The organism is Corynebacterium argentoratense DSM 44202 (genome assembly GCF_000590555.1).
GTDB classification, from domain to species: Bacteria; Actinomycetota; Actinomycetes; order Mycobacteriales; family Mycobacteriaceae; genus Corynebacterium; species Corynebacterium argentoratense.
Genome location: NC_022198.1, coordinates 427886 through 448835 on the forward strand (window position 1 = coordinate 427886; position 20950 = coordinate 448835).

General features: G+C 58.8%; 24 protein-coding genes, 1 other RNA gene and 1 pseudogene. 11 read left to right on the top strand and 15 right to left on the bottom strand.

From position 1 onward, the window contains the following. Window positions 1-12 precede the first annotated feature (12 nt). Window positions 13-831 carry a histidinol-phosphatase gene (gene hisN / locus CARG_RS02075; protein WP_020975732.1) on the bottom strand — a complete coding sequence of 273 codons (819 nt, stop codon included), beginning with the start codon at window positions 829-831 and terminating at the stop codon, window positions 13-15. Continuing rightward, entirely contained in the window at window positions 815-1660 is an 846-nt protein-coding gene (locus CARG_RS02080; protein WP_020975733.1) for an inositol monophosphatase family protein, read from the bottom strand. Before CARG_RS02080 ends, hisN begins: the two co-directional genes overlap by 17 nt. A 36-nt stretch (window positions 1661-1696) precedes the next feature. On the opposite strand from CARG_RS02080, the gene prfB reads away from it, so the two are divergent. After that, window positions 1697-2794: a peptide chain release factor 2 gene (prfB, locus tag CARG_RS02085; RefSeq protein WP_041747290.1), complete on the top strand. Its 1098-nt coding sequence runs from the start codon at window positions 1697-1699 to the stop codon at window positions 2792-2794. A gap of 60 nt (window positions 2795-2854) precedes the next feature. On the opposite strand, the pseudogene CARG_RS10695 reads toward prfB, so the two are convergent. Continuing rightward, window positions 2855-2971: pseudogene (locus CARG_RS10695) on the bottom strand (AbgT family transporter); the annotation flags it as partial. A 270-nt stretch (window positions 2972-3241) separates the two neighbouring features. Here CARG_RS10695 and ftsE point away from each other — a divergent pair. The 5 genes from ftsE to CARG_RS02110 all read left to right on the top strand — a co-directional run bounded on the left by ftsE (window position 3242) and on the right by CARG_RS02110 (window position 7264). Next, on the top strand, window positions 3242-3931 hold the full coding sequence (ftsE, locus tag CARG_RS02095; RefSeq protein WP_041747291.1) for a cell division ATP-binding protein FtsE: 690 nt from the start codon (window positions 3242-3244) through the stop codon (window positions 3929-3931). A gap of 23 nt (window positions 3932-3954) precedes the next feature. After that, a complete protein-coding gene (gene ftsX / locus CARG_RS02100) occupies window positions 3955-4863 on the top strand; it encodes a permease-like cell division protein FtsX (RefSeq protein ID WP_020975737.1) in 909 nt (302 codons plus the stop codon). Between the two features lie 24 nt (window positions 4864-4887). Further along, a complete protein-coding gene (smpB, locus tag CARG_RS02105; protein WP_020975738.1) occupies window positions 4888-5376 on the top strand; it encodes an SsrA-binding protein SmpB in 489 nt (162 codons plus the stop codon). A gap of 112 nt (window positions 5377-5488) precedes the next feature. Continuing rightward, window positions 5489-5876: a transfer-messenger RNA gene (gene ssrA, locus CARG_RS09790) on the top strand. Between the two features lie 221 nt (window positions 5877-6097). Continuing rightward, window positions 6098-7264: a tyrosine-type recombinase/integrase gene (locus CARG_RS02110; protein ID WP_020975739.1), complete on the top strand. Its 1167-nt coding sequence runs from the start codon at window positions 6098-6100 to the stop codon at window positions 7262-7264. On the opposite strand, the gene CARG_RS02115 is transcribed toward CARG_RS02110, so the two are convergent. From CARG_RS02115 to CARG_RS02130, 4 genes are all read right to left on the bottom strand, one after another. After that, window positions 7261-8112: a hypothetical protein gene (locus CARG_RS02115; RefSeq protein WP_020975740.1), complete on the bottom strand. Its 852-nt coding sequence runs from the start codon at window positions 8110-8112 to the stop codon at window positions 7261-7263. The genes CARG_RS02110 and CARG_RS02115 overlap by 4 nt on opposite strands. Window positions 8113-8124: 12 nt before the next feature. Beyond that, window positions 8125-8940, bottom strand: coding sequence for a hypothetical protein (locus tag CARG_RS02120; protein WP_020975741.1), 816 nt, complete (start codon window positions 8938-8940; stop codon window positions 8125-8127). A 190-nt stretch (window positions 8941-9130) separates the two neighbouring features. Then, on the bottom strand, window positions 9131-9361 hold the full coding sequence (locus CARG_RS02125) for a hypothetical protein (RefSeq protein WP_020975742.1): 231 nt from the start codon (window positions 9359-9361) through the stop codon (window positions 9131-9133). 130 nt (window positions 9362-9491) lie between these two features. Beyond that, window positions 9492-9695: a hypothetical protein gene (locus tag CARG_RS02130; protein WP_020975743.1), complete on the bottom strand. Its 204-nt coding sequence runs from the start codon at window positions 9693-9695 to the stop codon at window positions 9492-9494. Between the two features lie 259 nt (window positions 9696-9954). Here CARG_RS02130 and CARG_RS02135 point away from each other — a divergent pair, with 259 nt between their 5' ends. Both CARG_RS02135 and CARG_RS02140 read left to right on the top strand, forming a co-directional pair. After that, on the top strand, window positions 9955-11769 hold the full coding sequence (locus tag CARG_RS02135; protein WP_020975744.1) for a VG15 protein: 1815 nt from the start codon (window positions 9955-9957) through the stop codon (window positions 11767-11769). 27 nt (window positions 11770-11796) lie between these two features. Then, the gene (locus tag CARG_RS02140) at window positions 11797-12276 is read left to right on the top strand and encodes a hypothetical protein (protein WP_020975745.1); all 480 of its coding nucleotides are present in this window, start codon (window positions 11797-11799) and stop codon (window positions 12274-12276) included. A 302-nt stretch (window positions 12277-12578) separates the two neighbouring features. Here CARG_RS02140 and CARG_RS02145 read toward each other — a convergent pair whose 3' ends face one another. Both CARG_RS02145 and CARG_RS10700 read right to left on the bottom strand, forming a co-directional pair. Beyond that, entirely contained in the window at window positions 12579-13691 is a 1113-nt protein-coding gene (locus tag CARG_RS02145) for a recombinase family protein (protein WP_020975746.1), read from the bottom strand. Continuing rightward, entirely contained in the window at window positions 13580-14116 is a 537-nt protein-coding gene (locus CARG_RS10700) for a recombinase family protein (RefSeq protein ID WP_201769262.1), read from the bottom strand. The genes CARG_RS02145 and CARG_RS10700 overlap by 112 nt, the downstream gene beginning before the upstream one ends. Window positions 14117-14190: 74 nt before the next feature. Here CARG_RS10700 and CARG_RS02150 point away from each other — a divergent pair, with 74 nt between their 5' ends. After that, window positions 14191-14517 (top strand): heavy-metal-associated domain-containing protein, encoded by a 327-nt coding sequence (locus tag CARG_RS02150; RefSeq protein WP_020975748.1) that lies wholly within the window; start codon window positions 14191-14193, stop codon window positions 14515-14517. 6 nt (window positions 14518-14523) lie between these two features. Here CARG_RS02150 and CARG_RS10420 read toward each other — a convergent pair whose 3' ends face one another. Continuing rightward, window positions 14524-14769 carry a hypothetical protein gene (locus CARG_RS10420; RefSeq protein WP_236620151.1) on the bottom strand — a complete coding sequence of 82 codons (246 nt, stop codon included), beginning with the start codon at window positions 14767-14769 and terminating at the stop codon, window positions 14524-14526. A 9-nt stretch (window positions 14770-14778) separates the two neighbouring features. On the opposite strand from CARG_RS10420, the gene CARG_RS02155 reads away from it, so the two are divergent. After that, entirely contained in the window at window positions 14779-16803 is a 2025-nt protein-coding gene (locus CARG_RS02155; RefSeq protein WP_236620152.1) for a copper-translocating P-type ATPase, read from the top strand. A 221-nt stretch (window positions 16804-17024) separates the two neighbouring features. Next, window positions 17025-17165, top strand: a complete 141-nt coding sequence (locus CARG_RS10705) for a DUF305 domain-containing protein (protein ID WP_236620153.1) — start codon at window positions 17025-17027, stop codon at window positions 17163-17165. Between the two features lie 3 nt (window positions 17166-17168). Here CARG_RS10705 and CARG_RS10005 read toward each other — a convergent pair whose 3' ends face one another. The 5 genes from CARG_RS10005 to CARG_RS02175 all read right to left on the bottom strand — a co-directional run bounded on the left by CARG_RS10005 (window position 17169) and on the right by CARG_RS02175 (window position 20782). Further along, a complete protein-coding gene (locus CARG_RS10005; RefSeq protein WP_144198476.1) occupies window positions 17169-17573 on the bottom strand; it encodes an alpha-hydroxy-acid oxidizing protein in 405 nt (134 codons plus the stop codon). Beyond that, a complete protein-coding gene (locus CARG_RS10010; RefSeq protein WP_144198649.1) occupies window positions 17540-17932 on the bottom strand; it encodes an alpha-hydroxy acid oxidase in 393 nt (130 codons plus the stop codon). Before CARG_RS10010 ends, CARG_RS10005 begins: the two co-directional genes overlap by 34 nt. Before the next feature lie 12 nt (window positions 17933-17944). After that, the gene (locus tag CARG_RS10015; RefSeq protein ID WP_020975753.1) at window positions 17945-18133 is read right to left on the bottom strand and encodes a hypothetical protein; all 189 of its coding nucleotides are present in this window, start codon (window positions 18131-18133) and stop codon (window positions 17945-17947) included. 192 nt (window positions 18134-18325) lie between these two features. Then, window positions 18326-19765, bottom strand: a complete 1440-nt coding sequence (locus tag CARG_RS02170) for a nucleobase:cation symporter-2 family protein (protein WP_020975754.1) — start codon at window positions 19763-19765, stop codon at window positions 18326-18328. A gap of 63 nt (window positions 19766-19828) precedes the next feature. Then, window positions 19829-20782, bottom strand: a complete 954-nt coding sequence (locus tag CARG_RS02175; protein ID WP_046204986.1) for a Dyp-type peroxidase — start codon at window positions 20780-20782, stop codon at window positions 19829-19831. Window positions 20783-20950: the final 168 nt, after the last annotated feature.

Sequence of the window (20950 nt, forward strand, 5' to 3'; positions counted from 1 at the left end):
GCGAGCGCACCTTTAAGTGTTCAGAGTGCGCAACACGGCGTCATGAAGGGCGCCGTTAGTCGCGACAGCTGAACCACCATGGGGTCCGGGTGCGCCGGCGACATTGGTGAAGGTGCCGCCGGCCTCCTCAACGAGGATCGCTAGGGGAGCGAGGTCCCACAAGGACACCTCCGGCTCCAACCCCACATCAACGGCGCCCTCAGCCACCAAGCAGTAAGAATAAAAGTCACCAAAACCGCGCAAACGCCAGGTGACGTCGCTGAGCTGCAGGAAGGCATCGAGCTTGCCGCAGTCGCGCCACCCATCGAGGGAGGAAAAGGACACAGAAGCGTCCTCGATGCGGGCAACCTTAGACACAGAAATCTTCTCCGCGGGCTTACCCAACGCCTGTCTGAACGCGCCATCGCCCGCAGACGCCCACCAGCGGCGGCCCAACGCAGGGGCCGATACAACACCCACGACTGGCTTTCCATCAACGAGGAGCGCGATGAGGGTGGCCCACACCGGGACTCCACGAACGTAGTTCTTCGTCGCATCAATCGGGTCAATCACCCACTGGCGGCCAGAAAAAGACGCGGTCCCGCCGAATTCCTCACCGAGGACCTCATCATCGGGGCAGAGCCGCTGTAGCTCAGTGCGCAATGCCCGCTCGCAGGCCAAGTCCGCGTCTGACACAGGAGTCATGTCTGGCTTTGTGTCGACAGACAGGTCAGAGGCCTGAAACCTTGGAAACGTCACAGCATCCGCGACGTCAGCAAGCTTCAACGCGAGCGCAAGCTCAGCAGCGTACGCGCCGCCGGATGCCCCAGTGCTACTAGATGCTGTCGGCATTGTTCAAAACCTCCGCCATTTCTTTCACAACCTGGCTATTTCCAGCGATACACCATTTACCCACTCGAGCAGTCGAACCACCGGCGCCCTCCACTAGAGCACGCCCCGGCTGCCAGTCCCACTCCGCTACACTGTGCTGCAGCCACGCCCCCAGAGTGCCATCGGCAACCGACCCAAGATCGATCGAAGCACTACCCAACATGCGGACGGTGCCGAAATTGCTAATCACCTGCTCCCACGTCTTTTTCACGGGTTCTCCGAAACGCGTCGGGTGCAGGTACGTGCCCAAACACAACTGACTCATGGGAGCCTTGTCCAAACGAGGCACGGGTTGCCCATCCCTCGTGGTGGGAAGACCCGGACCGCCGAACCACGTGTATCCCATCGCCGGACGATGCACCGCCCCAAAGATAGGATTGTCGTCTTCTACGAGAGCAAGCGCCGAGCAGAAATAATCACTGCCCGAGGTGAAATTCCACGTGCCATCGATCGGATCAATTACCCAACGGCGACCAGAAGAAGAATCACTGGAAGCCCCCTCTTCACCCAGCAGACCGTCTTCAGGCCGAAGCTGCGCCAGGACACCTGCAACGAAGCGCTCCGCAGCACGGTCAGCGACCGTCACGACGTCAGTAACATTCGTCTTCTGCTCGGCCTTTAAATCCACAGAGCTACGCAGGCGCCACGCCAGACGCCCAGCGTTGAAGACCAACGCCTGAGCCAAATGCTCATCGGAATCAGTCTCGTGAGAAATGACAAACGTCTTGGTTAAAGCGTCGATCATCTCCTCCATATTCGGAGGATTCGCCGCGGCAGTGCCCTTAGTCATACCCCTATTGTGCCAGGCGCGCTAGACTTTGCGATTGTGCAACCCGAAGTAAGCTCCGCCATCGCCAACCTCGATGCGACCCTCACCACCATCGAGAAGGTCCTCGATCCCGCCACCCTGGATGAGGAAGTCCGAGAGCTCGAAGCCAAAGCCTCCGACCCCAGCCTGTGGGACAATCCCGAGACCGCGCAGCAGGTGACCTCCGCACTGTCCCAAAAACAAGGCACTCTCCGCAAGCTCGCTGACCTGCGTCAACGCATCGAAGACCTGCCGGTTATGTATGAACTGGCAGAGGAGGAAGGCGAGGGGCCAGAGCTGGCTGACGCCGAACTCGAAGAGCTACGCGCTGCTATCGATTCCCTCGAAGTCACCACCATGCTCTCTGGGGAATACGATGCTCGCGAAGCTGTTATCAATATCCGTTCCGGAGCCGGTGGCGTCGATGCCGCGGACTGGGCGGAGATGCTCATGCGCATGTACGTGCGGTGGGCAGAAAAGAAAGGGCACAAGGTCGAGGTTTACGACGTGTCCTACGCCGAAGAAGCGGGCATCAAATCCGCGACATTTGTGGTGCACGGCGAATACATGTACGGACAGTTGTCGGTCGAACAGGGAGCCCACCGCCTCGTGCGCATCAGCCCCTTCGACAATCAAGGGCGCCGTCAGACCTCTTTTGCAGAAGTCGAAGTACTTCCTGTCGTTGAGCAGACGGACCACATCGATATTCCCGACTCCGAGATCCGCGTTGACGTTTATCGTTCTTCTGGGCCCGGCGGTCAGTCAGTCAACACCACGGACTCTGCGGTGCGCTTGACTCATATCCCCACGGGCATCGTGGTGACCTGTCAGAATGAAAAATCCCAGATCCAAAACAAAGCTTCCGCGCTACGGGTGCTTCAGGCGAAGCTGCTTGAGCGTAAGCGTCAGGAGGAGCGCGCAGAGCTGGACGCCCTTGGCGCTGGAGGCAACGCATCGTGGGGCAACCAGATGCGTTCCTACGTGTTGCACCCCTACCAGATGGTTAAAGACCTTCGGACGAACTACGAGGTAGGGGATCCCTCCAAGGTGCTCGACGGTGATATCGATGGCTTCCTGGAGGCCGGTATCCGCTGGCGAATGGCAGAGGCAGACTAGCCCCCAGCCAGTCTTTATGCTGCTAGCCGATACCCAGCGGAAGGCCTAGTCCGTACCAGGCAAGGAAAAACAGGAACCAGCCGATGACGCCGCGAAGGCAACCATCGCGCCGACAACCGGGGAGCGTCCCACAGCTTTAAAAGCCGTAGCACCCAGGGGGATCAAAATGACGTAGAGCCAGCAGGGATCTGGGAGGACATTACCCGCGCGTTCGACGGCGCCGAGAAATCCGCCTGCGCGGCCGGCTTGTTGTTCTGATTGCTTGGCGCCCGCTGTGCGGGCGGCGGTGGGTGTTGCAGAGTCGGCCATATCTTTCCAATCGTGGTGTGGCCGGCGTTGGGCCGACCTGTGGTCAACGTGGTGCACACCATAGCAAACCGTGTCCTGGCTCACGCCCCCGCCGCATTCAAGTTTCGCATGGGGTGAAAGTAAACTATTGTGGTTTTTGTGATCACCTTCGACCAGGTAACTAAGCTGTACAAAACATCCACGCGCCCTGCGCTGGACAATATCAGCCTGACTATCGACAAGGGAGACTTCGTCTTCCTCATCGGCCCGTCAGGTAGTGGAAAGTCCACGTTCCTCGAGCTCATGCTGCGTGAACAAAACGTCACCAGCGGCGATATTCACCTCGGGGACTTCCACGTCAACAAGCTGCGCGGCTCCCAAATTAACAAGCTGCGCCAGCGCGTTGGATACGTCTTCCAGGACTTCCGATTGCTGCCGAAGAAGAACGTGTACGACAACGTGGCCTTCGCGCTAGAAGTGATCGGCAAGAACAATCAGACCATCGAGAAGCTGGTCCCCGAAACCCTCGAAATGGTTGGCCTGGAATCAAAAGCTCACCGCATGCCCGGCGAACTCTCTGGTGGTGAGCAGCAACGTGTGGCCATCGCGCGAGCAACGGTGAACAAGCCTCTTGTGCTGCTTGCCGATGAGCCCACGGGCAACCTGGATCCAGATACGTCCAGCGAAATCATGGTGTTGCTCAACCGAATCAACAAGGCTGGAACCACTGTGGTTATGTCGACTCACAATGCCGCTGCGGTGGACGCGATGCGACGTCGTGTGATCGAGCTCAACCTTGGAACACTCGTCCGCGATGACGCCCACGGCGTCTATGGACTCGACCGATAGACACCTAGAAGGATTAGGCCACCATGCGACTCGGATATATTCTGCGCGAGGCCCTTCACGGTCTCGGACGAAACCTGACGATGACGATCGCGCTCGTCATCACGACTGCCATTTCTCTCGCTCTGCTCGCCACCGGTTTTCTGGTCACCGGCATGACCGAGCGGACGAAGGAAATCTATTTGGATCGCGTCGAGGTGATGATCCAGCTCGACGACAAGACCTCTGCCGAGGACCCCAACTGTAAGTCCAAGGAGTGCACGGAAGTACGCAAACTTCTCGAAGACGCTGAGGGTAAGGGGGTGGAATCGGTGACGTTCCGCAACCGCGAACAGTCCTACGAGCGCTTCGTTGACGTCTTCCAGAACACTGACCCTCAGTTGGTCGAGGCAACGTCGAAGGACGCTTTTCCCGCCGCTTTCCATGTCCGCATGAAGGATCCGTTGGACACCAGTTCTCTTGATCCTGTGCGTAAGCTGCCGCAGGTGTCTGATGTGATTGATCAGGTCGACGATTTGCGTGGCGCTACCGACAACCTTGACGCCGTCCGTAATGCGACGTTCATCCTCGCCGGTATTCAGGCGATTGCGGCGATTTTCCTGATTGCGAACATGGTCCAGATCGCGGCGTTCTCACGCAGGGAAGAAATGTCGATCATGCGTCTGGTGGGTGCTTCCCGCTGGTTCACCCAGGCACCCTTCGTGGTGGAGGCAGTCATCGCGGCGTTGGTTGGTGCGGTGTGCTCTGTGGGCGGTTTGTTCGCCGGCAAGGCCCTGCTGCTTGATAAGGCCCTCAAGGGTTTGTACGACAGTCAGTTGATTGCGCCGGTTACTACGAATGACCTGTGGGTTGTGTCGCCGATTGTCGCGATTGTTGGCGTATTCTTCGCGGCGATTACTGCGCAGATCACCCTGCGGTTCTACGTGCGCAAGTAAAGCACAGTAGAATCGTCCACCGTTATGGCAAAGAAGAAGAAACCCACCCAGAATCCGGTCGTGGCGACTAACCGTAAGGCGCGTCACAACTACAACATCCTGGACACTTATGAGTGCGGGATTGTTTTGGTGGGTACGGAAATCAAGGCGCTTCGCGAAGGCAAGGTCAGCCTGGTGGACACGTTTGCCACGATCGATGATGGGGAAGTGTGGCTGCGCAACCTCTACATCAATGAGTATTCGCATGGTTCGTGGACTAACCATAAGCCGCGTCGTGTGCGTAAGTTGTTGTTGCATCGTAAAGAGATTGACACTCTGATGGGTAAGGTCCGCGACGGGAACAAGACTTTGGTTCCGTTGAAGTTGTACTTTGTGGACGGTCGCCTGAAGGTGGAGCTGGGTTTGGCTGCTGGTAAGCAGGATTATGACAAGCGTCAGGATTTGAAGCGTAGGGCTGAGGAACGCGACATTACCCGCGAGCTTGGCCGCCGCGTCAAGGGCATCAAGGGTTAGTTTCGTCAACATTGATGACGTCGCGGGGTGTGGCGTCGCGGGCGGGTTGCTGCTAGGATCGGTGCTTGCGCTTCGGAAGACGAGCATTATCCCGTTCGGGGCGCGGCTGTATGGGGCTGATTTTTGGTTTCGACTGCGTACAGTGAGCCAGGGGAAGCGTGCCGGTGCAGGCTAGAGACCACCGTAAGCGTCGTAGCAAACCTATAAGCGCCGAGAACACTCAGCGCGACTACGCCCTCGCTGCCTAATTAAGAGCTAGCGACCGCGTGTCTGTCGGACCCAGGTTTGTTCCTGGCTTGGACTTCGGCATCGATTACGGGAACTTACTTCCTCGTTGTGTTGACGGGATGGGGAAGGACATTTTTACCGACAACTGGGCCTATCATCCAGACATGTTTGCCTGATCTGGAGGGTCGAGTAGAGATACTGTGCGAACTGCGCACGGAGAAGCCCTGGCGAGGTGGCGTAGGACCCGAGTTCGATTCTCGGCAGCTCCACTTTATGCCCCCTGACCTCTTGCAGGTTGGGGGGTATTTTTCTTTATTTTCCGCAGGTTGCGGCGCGTTTCTGAAAGGTAAAGTTAGGAAAATAGAGAAAACGTAGGAAAGCCTGGAGACCACGTAGAGACCACGTTTCGGACCACGCAAGACCACGTGGACACTGTGCAATGTGCATTCTCTTGGCTGGCTTCCTGCCCTGCATCCACCCTTGGGGAGTGTTCATGCCACGCCGTCGATCATTCGGAACTATTAGCGAGCTACCGTCTGGGCGCTATCGCGCGCGCTACGTCGGCCCGGATGGGGTCAAGCATTCCGGCCCGCATCCTTTCTACGACTACGGCGAGGCCCGCGCGTGGCTGAACACCGAGGAGCGCCTTCTGGAGAAAGGGGAGTGGGCGTCACCGAAGCAGCGAGCCGCGCAGAAGGAACTCGAGGAGATGGCGGACATTACCGTCGGCCAGTGGCTACAGCAGTGGCTGGAGATCCAGTCACGCGCGTTGAAGCCTTCGACGATGCAGAACTATCGCGCGGCGCTGGACCGCAGGGTGTTCAAAGCACCTGGGGCTGCGAAGAACTTTCAACACCTCCCGCTGGCGAGTCTGACGCGTGGCCAGGTTATGCGTTGGTGGGATGCTCTGGAGGCTACCTATGGGCGCCAGCAAGAAAACCACTCGGCGTTGCGCCGTCTATCGACCGCGCTGAAAGCTGCCGTGGAACGCGAGTTGCTGCCGATTAATCCTGCTGCACGGCTGGGCATTAAGCGCCCGAAGTCGGAACGCAAGGAACTGCCGACCTATGAGACGATGCGAGCGATCGTTGATGAGCTGGAGCCGCGGCACCGCATTATCGGTGTTCTGACCTTCTTCCACGGTCTGCGTATCGGGGAGGTCCTGGCCTTGCGTCGCATGGACATCGATGTCACTGGCGACCAGGCTGTGGTGCATGTGCGCGGCAGTGCCTACCGCGACAACGCCGGTGGTGGGATGGTGCGCCTTGAAACTCCGAAGACGGACGCCGGCGTCCGCGACGTTCCGGTGTTCCCTGAGTTCGTTCCGATGATTAAAGAGCACTTGGAGAAGTTCGCGCCGAAACCCGCCGACGCGCAGATCTGCGTGACCGCCTTGGGCAAGGTGGTGATGGACACCAGTTACCGGTGTCGGTTGGCCACAGCCAAGAAGCGTGCGGGTGTGGAGGGCAAGATTTCGCCGCATTATGGGCGGGTGTGGTTGATTACGACGCTGGCGGAGGCGGGTATGCCGATTCCTGCGATTGGTCGGATGTTGGGGCAGGTGGATTTGAAGACGATTACGGAGATCTATCTGCGGGCGACGGAGCAGCGCACGGAGGAGGTGTTGGACAGGGTTAACGCCTCCTTCCGCGCGGGCTAGGCCCCGATGCGTTCTGCTAGCCGATGGGCATGCTCAGGTATTGCCAGTGCAGGGATTACCCGTGTGCGTTCGTCAGCCCATCGCGTGGAGTAACTATCGGCCAGTTCCATCGCTTTATTGCGGTCTGCGTGGGGGATCGTAAAAAATACAGCAATTTCCACGTCATTGCCGATCGTGTGGTGCTCGCCATTGTGGATGTATGTTGCACCATTCGTTCGGAGCTCTTGTATTCGCTGGGTCAAGGCGTCCGCTGTTCGTACCAGGTCTTCATCGGTACCGAAGATCTGAGTCTGGCTGATCTCTTCGACGCCGTACTCAGACTGAACAGCAAAGTCGAAGCTCCGGTCTATTCCAGCAATATTTAGGCGCGGGCGCTTCGCCAGAACTGCAGGAATCCCCCGATAAGCTCGGCGCACTTCACCGCGCAGCTTCTCTCGCGGAGACTGCTTGCGAGGCTTGGACGACAGCCCGATGAGGTCTTCGAAGAGGATGTCCAAGCAAGCATCAACACTATCGGCATCCATCACGCTGGGAGGTGATATTCGGACGGTGCCGTTCCAATGCTTCTCGATAACGGCAAGGTATCCAGGGGCGCTTAATTCGGGTTCGGAGAATCCGAGCTGTGTCGCCAAGGGCTGGGCTTTGTTCAGTGCTTGCGATAGCTCCTGCGCGATGGAATGAACATAGGGTTGGATTCCGAGAACCTCAAGCCTGCGGTAGGCGTGTCCGTTGAGAAAACGGGAGCGGATCTGCTGGGTGCTTGGATCCTCTGCGATGATGCCGATGCCTACCGAAGTGACCGACCATGGAGACGGACGTGCGGTGACAACGCGGTACTTGATTAGCATCTTTCCTCCTTCCTAGAAATAAGCTTGTTGTAGTCTACTTAGCTCCTGCTTGGCGTAATCACGTCTTTCGATTGCGTACCGCACGAGTTGGACGACACGGGCTTCCGGTATTTTCCATTCTTCCGGCAAATGGTGCGTGATGTCCTCAATTAGGGCTGTGGCGTTCAACTGGTTGAGTGTATCAATGGCTTCGTGCCAGTATCTCTCTGAGATGCAGGTATGGAGCGATGGCAGATCTGGCCTGCCGAAGGCGGCATCATGGGGCGTTAAGCCCCAGGGGCTCTCGTGAGAATCAAACCAGAAACCGAAGTCGAAGCACCATATCGTATTGTCGTTTTCCTTCTCGTAGGAGAACTGCACATCTTGGCCGTTGCAGATCAAGATCAGCGCGATTAGGCGGGCAATGCGGCGCTGGTTCGAATTATCATCAACGAATTGGAACACGCTGCTATGCATCGGGATGCCAGGAAAATCAACGACTAGCGAGCCGAACACTGGTTCTTCGAAAACACAAGTCATCTCGTTGGGGTTGCGGGAGTTCCTGAATCGCTTTCCGATCAAGGTGGGCGAGGGGCGGAGTATTGTCCACTTAGGGATCGGTGCGCCGATTGCGTCGCCGATGATGCTCGTGACGAGTTCGTTCACCACAACCTCGGGCCCTTGGCTGTTATTTAGCTGTTTGCACCAGTACTTCGAGCCGTTGTCTGCGCGAACAAGGAGGGGGCGGGAGCCTGTGGGGGCGACTTCGTATACTGTCGTGAAAAACCGGGTGCTTGAGGTTCGATCCTCGCGCCATTGGTTTAGGTCTGTGACGTTTGAGTCGCTCATGGTGCACCTCCCTGAAAAGTAAACGTTTCCCTATTTTTCTACGTTTTCTTACGTTTTCCAACACCGCAGCCCAGCCGGGGGTGGGGTAAGTCGTCCGCACTGTGGGGTAAGACGGGGTGAGCGCACCGGGCTAGGGCATAAAAGAAGCCGCCCGCGACGCGGACGGCCACAAACCCGGGGCGAGGAGGGGCTAGCCCAAGGCCTGCTCGATGCTTTCAAACACGAGGGTTGCCTGGATACGGTCGCCGCCCAGTAGGCCCTTGCTGCCGGAGGATGCCGTGCTGATGGTGTGCAGTCGGTAGCCCTTTTCTGCCTGCGCATTGATGGTCTGCTCCAAGACTGAGAGGTTGGCGGAGCCGCTGGTGATGAGCTTCTCTTTGAGAACTACTTGGAGGACGACGTAGTGGGGTTGTTCGGCCATGGTGGTTCCTTTCTCGGGAATTGTTTTGGGGTGAGTTTATTGGTGGCGTGATGGGCTTTAGACCCGCGTGGGGGTAGGGGGCAAAGCCGCCCGCGACGCGGACGGCTTCTTAGCACATGGCTGGGGGATGTCAGTTCAGCTGCTTGCGTATAGCGTCGCGCTTAGTCAGCAGTTCATCGAGGTCGTCCGTTCCGACCAGTTGAGCCGCTAAGTTTCCAACCTCTTTATCGCCAGACTCTGCGACGTTGATCGCCAGTTCGACCTTCCGAAGCTCGTTCATTAGGGCAACGAGGTCGGCTTCACCAGGATGGCGGTTGAAGAAGTACCAGGCCATTGCCGTTGTCCTCAGGTCGCCAGGAAGGACCTCGATCTCGTTTTCAACGGTGCCATAGATCAGAGCAAGAGGGATCGTGTCGAGCGCTGCTGCTAGCAGCAGGCACTCGACTAGCGATACAGATTTTTTCTTCCCGGTTTCAAGAGCGGTGATTTTGTCGCGGCTGATGGGGGGCCTAGAGCTGTCGCGCGATCAGCAACCAACCGGCGTTCCTGGGATAGGGGCATGCAGGGTGCGTTGCTAGAACAGGATGCACCTCATGGCCGAGGACAAGTACAGCCTGCAGCGTGAAAACGAGGTCATGCCCCGCTGGATCCGCGCTCACGTGGAATCGATTCTCGATGAGCATGGACTAGATGGTGTGTCTTCTCTATGGCCGATAGCAGTCGACTTGCACCGGGTCATTAGCGACAACCGCAAGTTCTCCCGTGAGGTCCACATCCGACAGATGGAAAAGAACCTAAGCGCGGATATCGCAGCCAATTACACGATCCAGTTAGCGCGCCCACGTAAGTACCGACTGAAAGCCACCGTGGACATGCTGCTCGACGCACTAGGCGTCAAGCACATCAACGCCTGGACGCCAGAGGAGATTGAGAACCTCGACGACAAAGCAGCCAAGACCTACCTGGAGAAGCTGAGCATCCACACAGTGGACATCAGCAATCCAGAGCAACGCAAAGCCGTGGTAGACAAGATCACCGCTGGGGCCGTCACCCATGCAAAAGCAGCCGGTAGACAGGTAGTGCACGACACGGCCAACCTCAACATGGTGAGAGACAGACAGACAGGCAAGATCGTCTCACAACCCGATTTCGATTCCGCGCCGGGTTTGACCAATGAGCAGACCCGACGCATGTACAAGGTCACCGAGGAAGACTTCGACTCCTTTGCAGGACAGGATGGGGGAGTGGTCCTTGGTTGGGCGCGGGTGCTAGTCGGCGAAGATAACTGCGCGTTCTGCGCGATGCTGGCATCTCGTGGGCCGGTGTACAAGCGAGAGACAGTAGTGAAGTCGAAGGATGGTCGCCGCTATCACCGGCACTGCGACTGCAAGGCCGTGCTTGTTGTGAAGGGGAAGCCGTGGGAAGGCGAGCAAGAATACAAGCGACTGAAGGAACTCTGGGATCGGAGCAATAAGGAACAACCCGGCACCTATGTTGACGGTCGTAATGGTGAGGAAAAGACGGAAGACCAGATTAAGCACTTCATGCGCTTGGTTAGTGAGGAGAATAGGGAGCAACGTCGACAGGAGCTGTGGGAAGCAGCATCCAAAGATTTAAAGAAGGAAATCAAACGCCTAAACGATACCTCTAAGCGAGAGTATGACGACTGGGTAAAAGAAAAGCTTGAAGAAGCAGAAGAATCGATTGCCGCAGCGACAACCGACGAGGAGCGTGCAGCAGCTCGGTTTATTCCACGAGCATTTGTACCGCCGTGGGACATCGATATCCCCGAAGAGAGGCCAGCTGGTACTCAGCATTGGGGTGGTGATTACGCTATTCGCTACCGGCTCGATGTTATGCCGGAGGAGAACATCCGGTTCGAGCAGTCGACCGTCAAGCAGCTAGAGCAACTGGGCTACGTGGATGAGGTTTTGAGCGGGCTAGAGGCGTTGGATGATTATTCGCAGCGCCTTGCTGAGCGCAAGAAGGAGAAACAGATCACCAAGCAGGCCTTCGATAAATGGAAAACCTATGAGGAACCCTTGGTGGCTGAGCTGTTTCGACAAGGTGCACGTGAGATCAAGGTACTGACAGAGAGCAGCAACCTGTCACCAGAGCAAAAACAACGAGTGGCCAGGGAAATAGGCTCTGAGGTTTCTCCGGATCTGATCGTGGATGCTGTAGTAGTCGAGCTGAAGTTCACGACCAGTGCCAGAGGGCGGAAAGTTGCTAACCTTGTGCAAGAGCTGACCCAGCAGTCAGCAGTTGGCTTTGTTTATGCGCCGAACCTGACGTCGAGTGGCTACTATGAGCTGATAAAGGAACTCCGGAACTTGTCTGGGAGAACGCCACGCAAATTGCTGCGCGCGCAAATACTGACGTCCTTCGGTATACTGAATATCTACTGATCGAGGGACCGAAGGAAGGAGTGATGGATGACTAAAGAATCGCATTTTCGGATCGCTGCCAGGATTGAAGATCTGCCGCAGGATGCCCTTTACGACTTGTTGCTACATTGCCCTTTACTCCAGGACTTCAGACGCTATGGGACCGTTTTCCCCTTTCGAACCTACGCTTCTGTCAACGGACACACTGATGTTGAAGTTATGTGTGAGCCGTTTTGGACGGGAGACATCCAGCTAGTTTCTATCCAAGGTCGGCTTGAGCAGTTCTTCGGAGTTCCTGACGAGCAGTATGAAGGTGCGGTTGAAAGGTTCATAACCGATATACACCAGCTGTATCAATGGCTGTGTGAAAAATCGCCGTACGCTTGGGGTCTGATGTCTTACGAGATGGACGGGATTCCTAGCCGTTTTAGGCCCTCCGTAAAATACCCGACGCCGTGGTGGGATTTCTTCTATGATGATGAGCCACTGCTGATTGACCCAAATAAGCCGAATATCGAGGCAGCCTAACGCCCACAGATAACTCCGCCCTATTAGCCCACCCGCTCACCTCGAGCCGGTGGGTTTTCTCATGCCACCACCCTGGTGGCGCCAGTGCTTCATGGTGTAACACGGCCAACACAGCACCCACCCACACCAGTCCTTGCTGCTGGCAGGCACCCCGCCTAGAACGCCCTTTCCTTTCTCCTTGGAGGCGTTCTCGATTCCCCCCTTGCGAACATTAAACGCAGTCTATTATTAAGTGTACGGTTTACCTTATTTCTACAGGTCGTGAAGACCATGTAGAGACCAATTTTCAACCGTCGGACGAATTAGACCAGTTCGTAACGTGTAGGGGTTGAACCCTCAGCAGCTCCACCTGAGGGGAAAGTGTCGAACACTCGCTTTCGAGCGTAGGTTCGCACTTCCCCCGCTCTGTGTCCGCTGGTGAGCGCTTCTTCTAGGTCCTCGAACTCGATGGGCGCTGCACTGTCATGGAAATAGGACGCGATGATGATCTGCTCGCGCCCGATGAATACCTTGTCTACGAAGTACTCGAAGAGCTGGTCGCGGGTCTCGGGTGTGTCAATGGTGGCCTCGGCGAAGCGCTTGTAGAACGCGCCGATAGAGGCTTTGTCCTCGTAGAGCGTGGCCTTCACATGCTCGGCCTGGATCGCTGCGTCAAGCTCATGCTTTTGCTCTTCCTGGGAGCGCATGGCTTCGGCGGTGGTCTCGTTGAAGATGCCTTGGGAGATGGCCTTGACGAAGTTTGCGAGCTTCTTTTCCACGTCTGCGCGCCGAGCTTCCAATGCCTTGAGGATGTCATCTCCACGCCCGTGGGTCTGCTGGTAATGATCGGCTAGATCAACAGCGAGCGAGGCCAGCATCTCAGGGTCTGCGCGGAAAGAGGCGACGATCTCCTCAATCCGTATCTCGATTTCATCCTTGCGAACGGTCTTGGCTGAGCACTTCTTTTTGCGCTGATTGAGGCAGTAGTAGTACCTGTAGGTCGTGCCGGTCTTCGAGGTGCCCGAGACACCCTCCATCGGCCCGCCACAGGTGAGGCAGTACGCCCTGCCTGTGAGCCAGTAGTCGGGTGCGTTCTCGCCTTGAGCAGCGAGCTCTGCTTTGGTTTTCGCCCCGCGACGATTGTTGATTGCGAACCGGCGTTGGACTTCATTAAACGTGAGGTCATCAACGAGGCGAGGCATCCCGTCCTCATGGACGTGCCCTCCATAGGCGTACTCACCAATGTAGGCGCGATTCTTGAGCATCTTGTTGAGATTCTTCGGCGTGAACCTGTATCCGCGCGTTGTACGGATTCCCTGGGCGTTCAGCTGGTTACAGATTTTCTGCATAGACACGCCCGAGGCGTAATCGTGGAAGATCTGCGTGACGATGGGAGCCGTCTCCGGGTCCGAGATGTAGCGCTTGTCCTGGTCCACAGTGAAACCGAAGATCTTGTGGCCGTTGGAGAGTGCTCGCTCGGCGTTATACGCTGGCCTCGTCGGATGTTGGCTGAGAGCTGGAGTGAGTAGTACTCGGCGAACGCATCTGCGACCCCTTCCATAAGCACAGAATCGGGCGAGTAGGTGGGGGAGATCCCTTCGATGTAGTGGACACGCGCTCCGACGGAGCGGATCGCCTGCTTGACGAGGAGCAGCTCGGCGCGGTCGCGAGCAAGGCGGTCGTTCTTCCACACCGCGACGTAGGCAGGCTTGATCTTGGGTAGCTCGCGGAGCATCAACTGATAGCCCGGCCTGTCAGCGTTGGTGCCGGTTTTCCGTCTCCCGCTGTCCCCTCCCGACAGTGAGGAGGCTGCTCGGTGACCACACCCTGCCCCGCGTGAGGGCCGTGCCCTCCACCTCATGAAAATGTACCCCTAGGGGGTATAGATTTGGGGAGTAGCATCACCGTATCCCACCGACCCGTAGGAGCTTTCCCATGATCACCTCCCCGCCCCGCCTCTTGCCGATGGCCTCCCACGGTTGCAGCTGTTGCGGACCTGCCTCACGTGCCGACACCGTCTCCATCCCTGCCGCCAGCGACTCGTCAGCAGGAGGGTCCTCCCCTAGCTACCAGGTCACTGGCCTGACCTGCGGGCACTGCGCGAAAAGCGTGACCCAGGCCCTTCAGGCCCTCCCCCAGGTCGACGACGTCCAGGTTGATCTCGCTGCTGGTGGTGTTTCCACCGTCACGGTCACCGGTGACGTACCTCCGGAGATGGTTCGCCGGGCTATCGAGGCTACCGGCTACACCGTCTTATCCTGATCGATTTTAACCATCATCTCGACCCCGACCGGGTTGAGCGAAAGGAACGTCATGAGAACTCCCCACCATTCCGGCGATCACCATGGTGATCACCCCGCTCAGGAAACAGACCACACCCACCACCCGGATCATGCCAGCCACGAACACCACGCAGATGCCGACACCCACGGCCACGCGATGCCCCACGGCCACCCGCACTCCGTCCTGGACGATGACCACCACGTTCATGGTCACGGCGAACACGCCGGGCACAGCACCGCAATGTTTCGGGAACGCTTCTGGTGGTCGCTGATTCTGTCCATTCCCGTCGTTATTTTCAGCCCCATGGTCGCCCACCTGCTCGGCTACCACCTCCCGGCATTCCCCGGATCCACCTGGATCCCCCCGGTGCTGGGCACGATCATCTTCGTCTACGGCGGAACGCCTTTCCTCAAGGGCGGATGGAACGAACTGAAATCCCGCCAACCCGGGATGATGCTCCTGATCGCCATGGCCATCACCGTGGCGTTTGTCGCCTCCTGGGTCACCACTCTGGGGCTGGGCGGTTTTGACCTGGACTTCTGGTGGGAGCTGTCCCTGCTGGTGACCATCATGCTGCTGGGCCACTGGCTGGAGATGCGTGCTCTCGGGGCCGCGTCCTCCGCGCTTGACGCGCTGGCTGCCCTGCTGCCGGATGAGGCCGAGAAAGTCATCGACGGGACCACCCGCACCGTGGCCATCTCCGAGCTGGTCGTCGACGACGTCGTGCTGGTGAGGGCCGGTGCCCGGGTGCCGGCCGACGGAACCATCGTTGAGGGAGCCGCCGAATTCGATGAGGCGATGATCACCGGTGAATCCCGTCCTGTCTTCCGCGACACCGGTGACAAGGTGGTCGCCGGTACCGTGGCCACCGACAACACCGTCCGCATCCGGGTGGAGGCTACCGGCGGGGACACCGCCCTGGCCGGGATCCAACGCATGGTTGCCGACGCCCAGGAGTCCTCCTCCCGGGCCCAGGCCCTGGCGGATCGGGCGGCGGCGTTGTTGTTCTGGTTCGCGCTGATCTCCGCTCTGATCACCGCGGTGGTGTGGACCATTATCGGCAGCCCGGACGATGCCGTGGTGCGCACGGTCACGGTGCTGGTCATCGCCTGTCCGCACGCCCTGGGCCTGGCGATTCCGCTGGTCATTGCGATCTCCAGCGAGCGGGCCGCGAAATCCGGGGTGCTTATCAAGGACCGGATGGCGCTCGAGCGGATGCGCACCATCGACGTGGTGCTCTTCGACAAAACCGGCACCCTGACCGAGGGGGCGCACGCGGTCACCGGTGTCGCGGCAGCTGTCGGCGTCACCGAGGGCGAGCTGCTGGCCCTGGCCGCCGCCGCGGAGGCCGACAGCGAGCACCCCGTGGCCCGCGCCATCGTGGCGGCCGCGGCCGCCCATCCCGAGGCCTCCCGTCGGCAAATCCGTGCAACTGGTTTCAGCGCCGCCTCCGGCCGGGGGGTCCGGGCCACTGTCGATGGCGCTGAGATCCTCGTGGGCGGGCCGAACATGCTGCGCGAGTTCAACCTCACCACCCCGGCCGAGCTCACCGACACCACCAGCGCCTGGACCGGGCGTGGGGCCGGTGTGCTCCATATTGTCCGCGACGGTCAGATTATCGGTGCGGTGGCCGTCGAGGACAAGATCCGCCCCGAATCCCGCGCCGCTGTGAAAGCCCTGCAGGACCGCGGGGTAAAGGTCGCGATGATCACCGGTGACGCGCAGCAGGTGGCCCATGCGGTTGGCCAGGACCTGGGGATTGATGAGGTCTTCGCCGAGGTCCTGCCCCAGGACAAGGACACCAAGGTCACCCAGTTACAGGAGCGTGGCCTGAGCGTGGCCATGGTCGGCGACGGTGTCAACGACGCCCCCGCTCTGACCCGCGCCGAGGTCGGTATCGCCATCGGGGCCGGCACGGATGTGGCCATGGAATCCGCCGGAGTGGTCCTGGCCAGTGATGACCCGCGTGCAGTGCTGTCGATGATTGAGCTCTCGCAGGCCAGCTACCGCAAGATGATCCAGAACCTCATCTGGGCCTCTGGCTACAACATCCTCGCCGTGCCGCTGGCCGCCGGCGTGCTCGCCTCGATCGGGTTCGTGCTGTCCCCGGCCGTGGGCGCGATCTTGATGTCTGCCTCGACCATCGTGGTGGCGCTTAACGCTCAGCTGCTGCGCCGGATTGATCTGGACCCGGCCCGCCTGGCTCCCACCAGTCCGAAGGAGGAACACACCACGCCTACTCCGCCATCCACCGCAGTCCACTGATCCACCACTTCTCTCCACTGCCCCCATATGACCCTGAAAGGCTCCACCCTGGCGCTGGCCGCCTGCGGTAAGGCCACCGGGTCAGGCAACACCGACGCCACCACCTGGGCCACCAGCACTGCGACGACTACCGCTGAGACGATCGAGACCACCATGGCGACGACTGAGGCGATGGGGAGATCTCCGCCGATTACAACGACGCGGACATCATGTTTGCCCAGATGATGATCCCCCATCACCAGCAGGTCGTGGAGATGAGTGAGGTGCTCCTGGCCAAGGAGGGTATCCCCGCCCAGGTCGTGGAGTTTGCCCAGGGGGTTATTGTGAACTGCGCCCCGAAACTTGGACGCGTTCAATGGTAGCCGTTATGCGGCTTCCTGTAGGGCCTGGTCCCGGTATTGTGCCGGGGTCAGGCCCTTGAGCTTTACTTGGCGTCTTACTGTGTTCCAGTGTGTGATGTAGGTGGCGAGGTCGGCGAAGTTGAGGGTGGGGTCGAACATGGTGCCGATTTCCTGGAATGATTGGCTTCCTTCTCCAAAGTTGGTGACAGCGAGGGGTTCGGTGGTGAGGAAGTTGCTCCACCATTCGAATTTGTAGGAGGCGTCGGCGAAGCTTTTCCAGGTTAGTTTGGGCGGAAAGGTCATGCCGTTGCGCATGTCGCGGTGGCGTGAGCCGGCGACGGCGGTGTCGACCGTGACCATGAGGGTGTCGTAGCCACTGTCCTGGGCACGTCTGACTAATTCGTGTGCTTTGTCGCGCTTGTTTTCCACAGGTAGAGCTGAAACCAGCGGCGGCCGTTCGGGGCAGCGGCGGCGACCTCCTCGATGGAGGTGGTCGCCATGGTGGATAGGCTAAAGGGGATGCCTGCGTGTTGTGCCGCGATGGCGCCGGCGCATTCACCTTCGGTGTGCATCATGCGGGTGAATCTGGTAGGCGCGATGGCTAGTGGCATGGCGGATTCTGTGCCGCAGAGGGTGGTGCTGAGGTTGACGTTTTCGACGTCGCGGAGGACTCCGGGTCGGAAGGCGAGGTTGTCGAATACTTCGCGGGAGCGCGCTATGGAGATTTCGCGTTCAGCGCCGCCGTCGACGTAGTCGAAGGGGCCTTTGGGGGTGCGGCGTTTGGCTATTGCGCGGAGGTCCTAGATGTAGGCTGCGTGCTCGAGTCGTCGGGTGCGCGGGTCGCCCAGGGGCAGGTCAAGCTGGAGGAAGTCTTTGAGCATCTGTGGGTCCGGTAGCCTGCGTTCGATGGGGACGAGGTGTGTGCGGCGGTTGCTCAACGTGTTAAGTGCTTTGTTGCTGAGTGTGCGGAGCGTATCGGTGGGTTCCATGGGCTGTTCGGATCGGTAGTTTCGTAATTCTTTAGATGGATAAATTTTTCTAATGTTTCAGTGCAGAAGAGTGCAAACGATGTAATGGGAATAACATAAGCCGCACGGTGTGATGGGTCCGTGCGGCTTATTTTCCCTGCTCTATGACCTTTTCGGCTGTCCGGTGGGGGATCGTGCAGGGGGTAATGGTGGTTAGTGTTCTTGTGCGCTGATTGAGGTGTCGGTGCCGGTTTTGTAGATGTTGGCGTCCGTGGTGGGGGTTTCTTCGGCGGTGCCGCCGTTTTCGGGAACGCGTTTGGTTCCGAAGAACAGCAGGTTGAGGGTGATGGCGGTGAATGCCGCGGTGGTGATGCCGGAGTTGAACACGGTGCCGAACCATGTGGGGAATTGCGAGAACAAGCTGTTGTCCATGACGGGCAGCAGGCCCATGGTCAGGGAGACTGCGATGATCAGCACAGACTTTTCGTTCATGTGCACTTTGGTCAGTGTTCTAATTCCTGACGCCGCGATCATTCCGAATAGTGCGCCGGTTGCGCCGCCAAGCACGGGGGTGGGGATGGCGGCGATGATGGCGCCGAGTTTGGGGATGAGGCCGAGAACGATGAGGATGACGCCGGCTCCGGCGACGACGTAGCGTGAGCGCACGCGGCTCATGGCTAGCAGGCCGATGTTCTGGGCGAATGCGGTATAGGGGAATGTGTTGAATACGCCGCCGAGCATGGTGGAGAGTCCGTCGGCGCGTAGGCCGTCGGCGATTTGTCGAGGGGTGGCGTTCTTGCCGACGATTTCGCCGGCGGCGAGGAAGTCACCGGTGGCTTCGACGAGTGTGACGAGGCCGACGAGGATGAGTGCGATGACTGCGGAGATAGGGAATTCGGGGGTTCCGAAGTGGAACGGGGTGGCTACGCCGATCCATCGTTCGTCGGATACTCCGGAGAGGTCGACTTTGCCGAAGAATGCGGCGGCGATGGTACCAACTGCGAGGCCGATGAGGACGGATGCGCGGGCGATGGCGACGTGGGCGAAGCGTTCGACAAGTAGGACAACGATGAGGGTGAAGATGCCGAGGCTGACGTTGGTGATGCTGCCGGCGTCTTCGGCGTGACCACCGGCGATGTTGGTGGCGGCCACGGGGATGAGGGAGAGGCCGACGCAGGTGATGAATGATCCTGTGACTAGTGGTGGGAACATCCATAGGATGCGGGCGAATATGGGTGCCATGAGGAACATGAATAGGCCACAGGCGAGGACAGAGCCGTAGATCGCTGCGGGGCCGTAGTTGGTGCCGATGATGATCATCGGAGGCACGGCGGTAAAGGTGCAGCCTTGGACGATGGGCAGGCGGGCGCCGAGACAGAGGAAGCCGACGCACTGGAGGAAGGTTGCGATGCCTGCGACGAGGAGGTCTGCCGTAATCAAATAAGGCAGGTCAGATGGTTTCATCTGACCTGCCTGAATCATTGCGCCGCCGAGGACGAGCGGGACGGCGACTGCCCCTGCGTACATGGCGAGCACGTGTTGAAACGCTAGGGGGACAAGCCGCTTCATCGGTGGGATTTGATCGACCGGGTGGACGGCTGTACTGCTTGTGGCCTGGATGGTGGCCGTGTTTGGTGCGATGGAAGAATTCACCAGGCTTTTATATCACCGCGCAACCTGATGGCCTAACTGTTCGGGGGGCATCGGAGGTGGTGGCTAGTCTTCTTCCTCGTCTTCGGGGAGCATGCTGGCCAGTGCCTGGGTGGAGGGACAGACGTACCAAGCCCCGGAGATGGCGTCGGTGAAGCGGGTGAGCATGTCGCGGGGCCCGTTGACTCCGGCCATTTGACGGAGCATTTCTTCTAGGCGCCATTGGTCGAAGCTGAATCCGACAAATGCGGTTCCATGGCGTCGTACGTCTCCGTATGCGCAGTTGCGTCGGTAGACGTCGAGTTCTTCGCCATCTACTTCGACGACGGTGCGGGCGACGTGGGAGGAGTCCGGTTTGGTTTCGTCGTCGAGTTCTACGCTGTCGGCTTTGGTGCGGCCGATGATGTCTTCTTGATCTTCGGTGCTGAGGCCGTACCAGTTGTTCGCGCGGTGGTTCCACAGTTGGTAGAGGAGTACGGAGGATCCTGCGCCGGGTTGACCATTGGGGATTGCGACGATACCGGGGGCTTCGAGTGCGCCCGGGTTTTCGGTGCCGTCTTCGAAGCCGGTGAGGTCGCGGTTGAATTCGTAGACCCAGCCGGTGGTTTCGCTGCTGAGTTTCCAATTGTCGGCGAGTTGTTTGGTGATGTGTTGGGCGACGTTGAAGGTTTGGCTGCGGGATGCGGATGCGACCCAGATCCAGGCATCTTTTTGGGTGGCGGGCATTTGGTAGCCGTCTTCGCCTCGGATGGGGGCGTTGAAGTCGTGTACGCCTTCGGGGACGTCGTTGGGGTTGGCGACTTGTGCCCAGAGGCTGGGGCGTACGCCGACGACGACGTTTGCGCCGACTGTGGTGGGAAGGTTGATGGCATCAGCGAGTGCTGTGACGGCTGTGCGTGCAGCTTCAGCACTGTTGTCGACCAGGTTCAGTTCGATGAAGGCATGGTCGGTGGTGCCGAGTGCTGTGATGCCGGCTTGGTGGGTGTGAATTTGGAGTGCGTTGGTGTTGTCGGTGCTCATGGTTTCCATTTCTACTGCAGTTGGGTGTGGTTTGTGCATTGGGTGTACCTAATTTTTAGCTAATATTTAGGGTTCTCTTGGGAGGCGGCACCCCCGGAATAGGCCGAAAGCACGTGTTAGTTTCCATTCTGGATTGTTTAGGTCGTTAGCATTGGGGACACCTTCTTA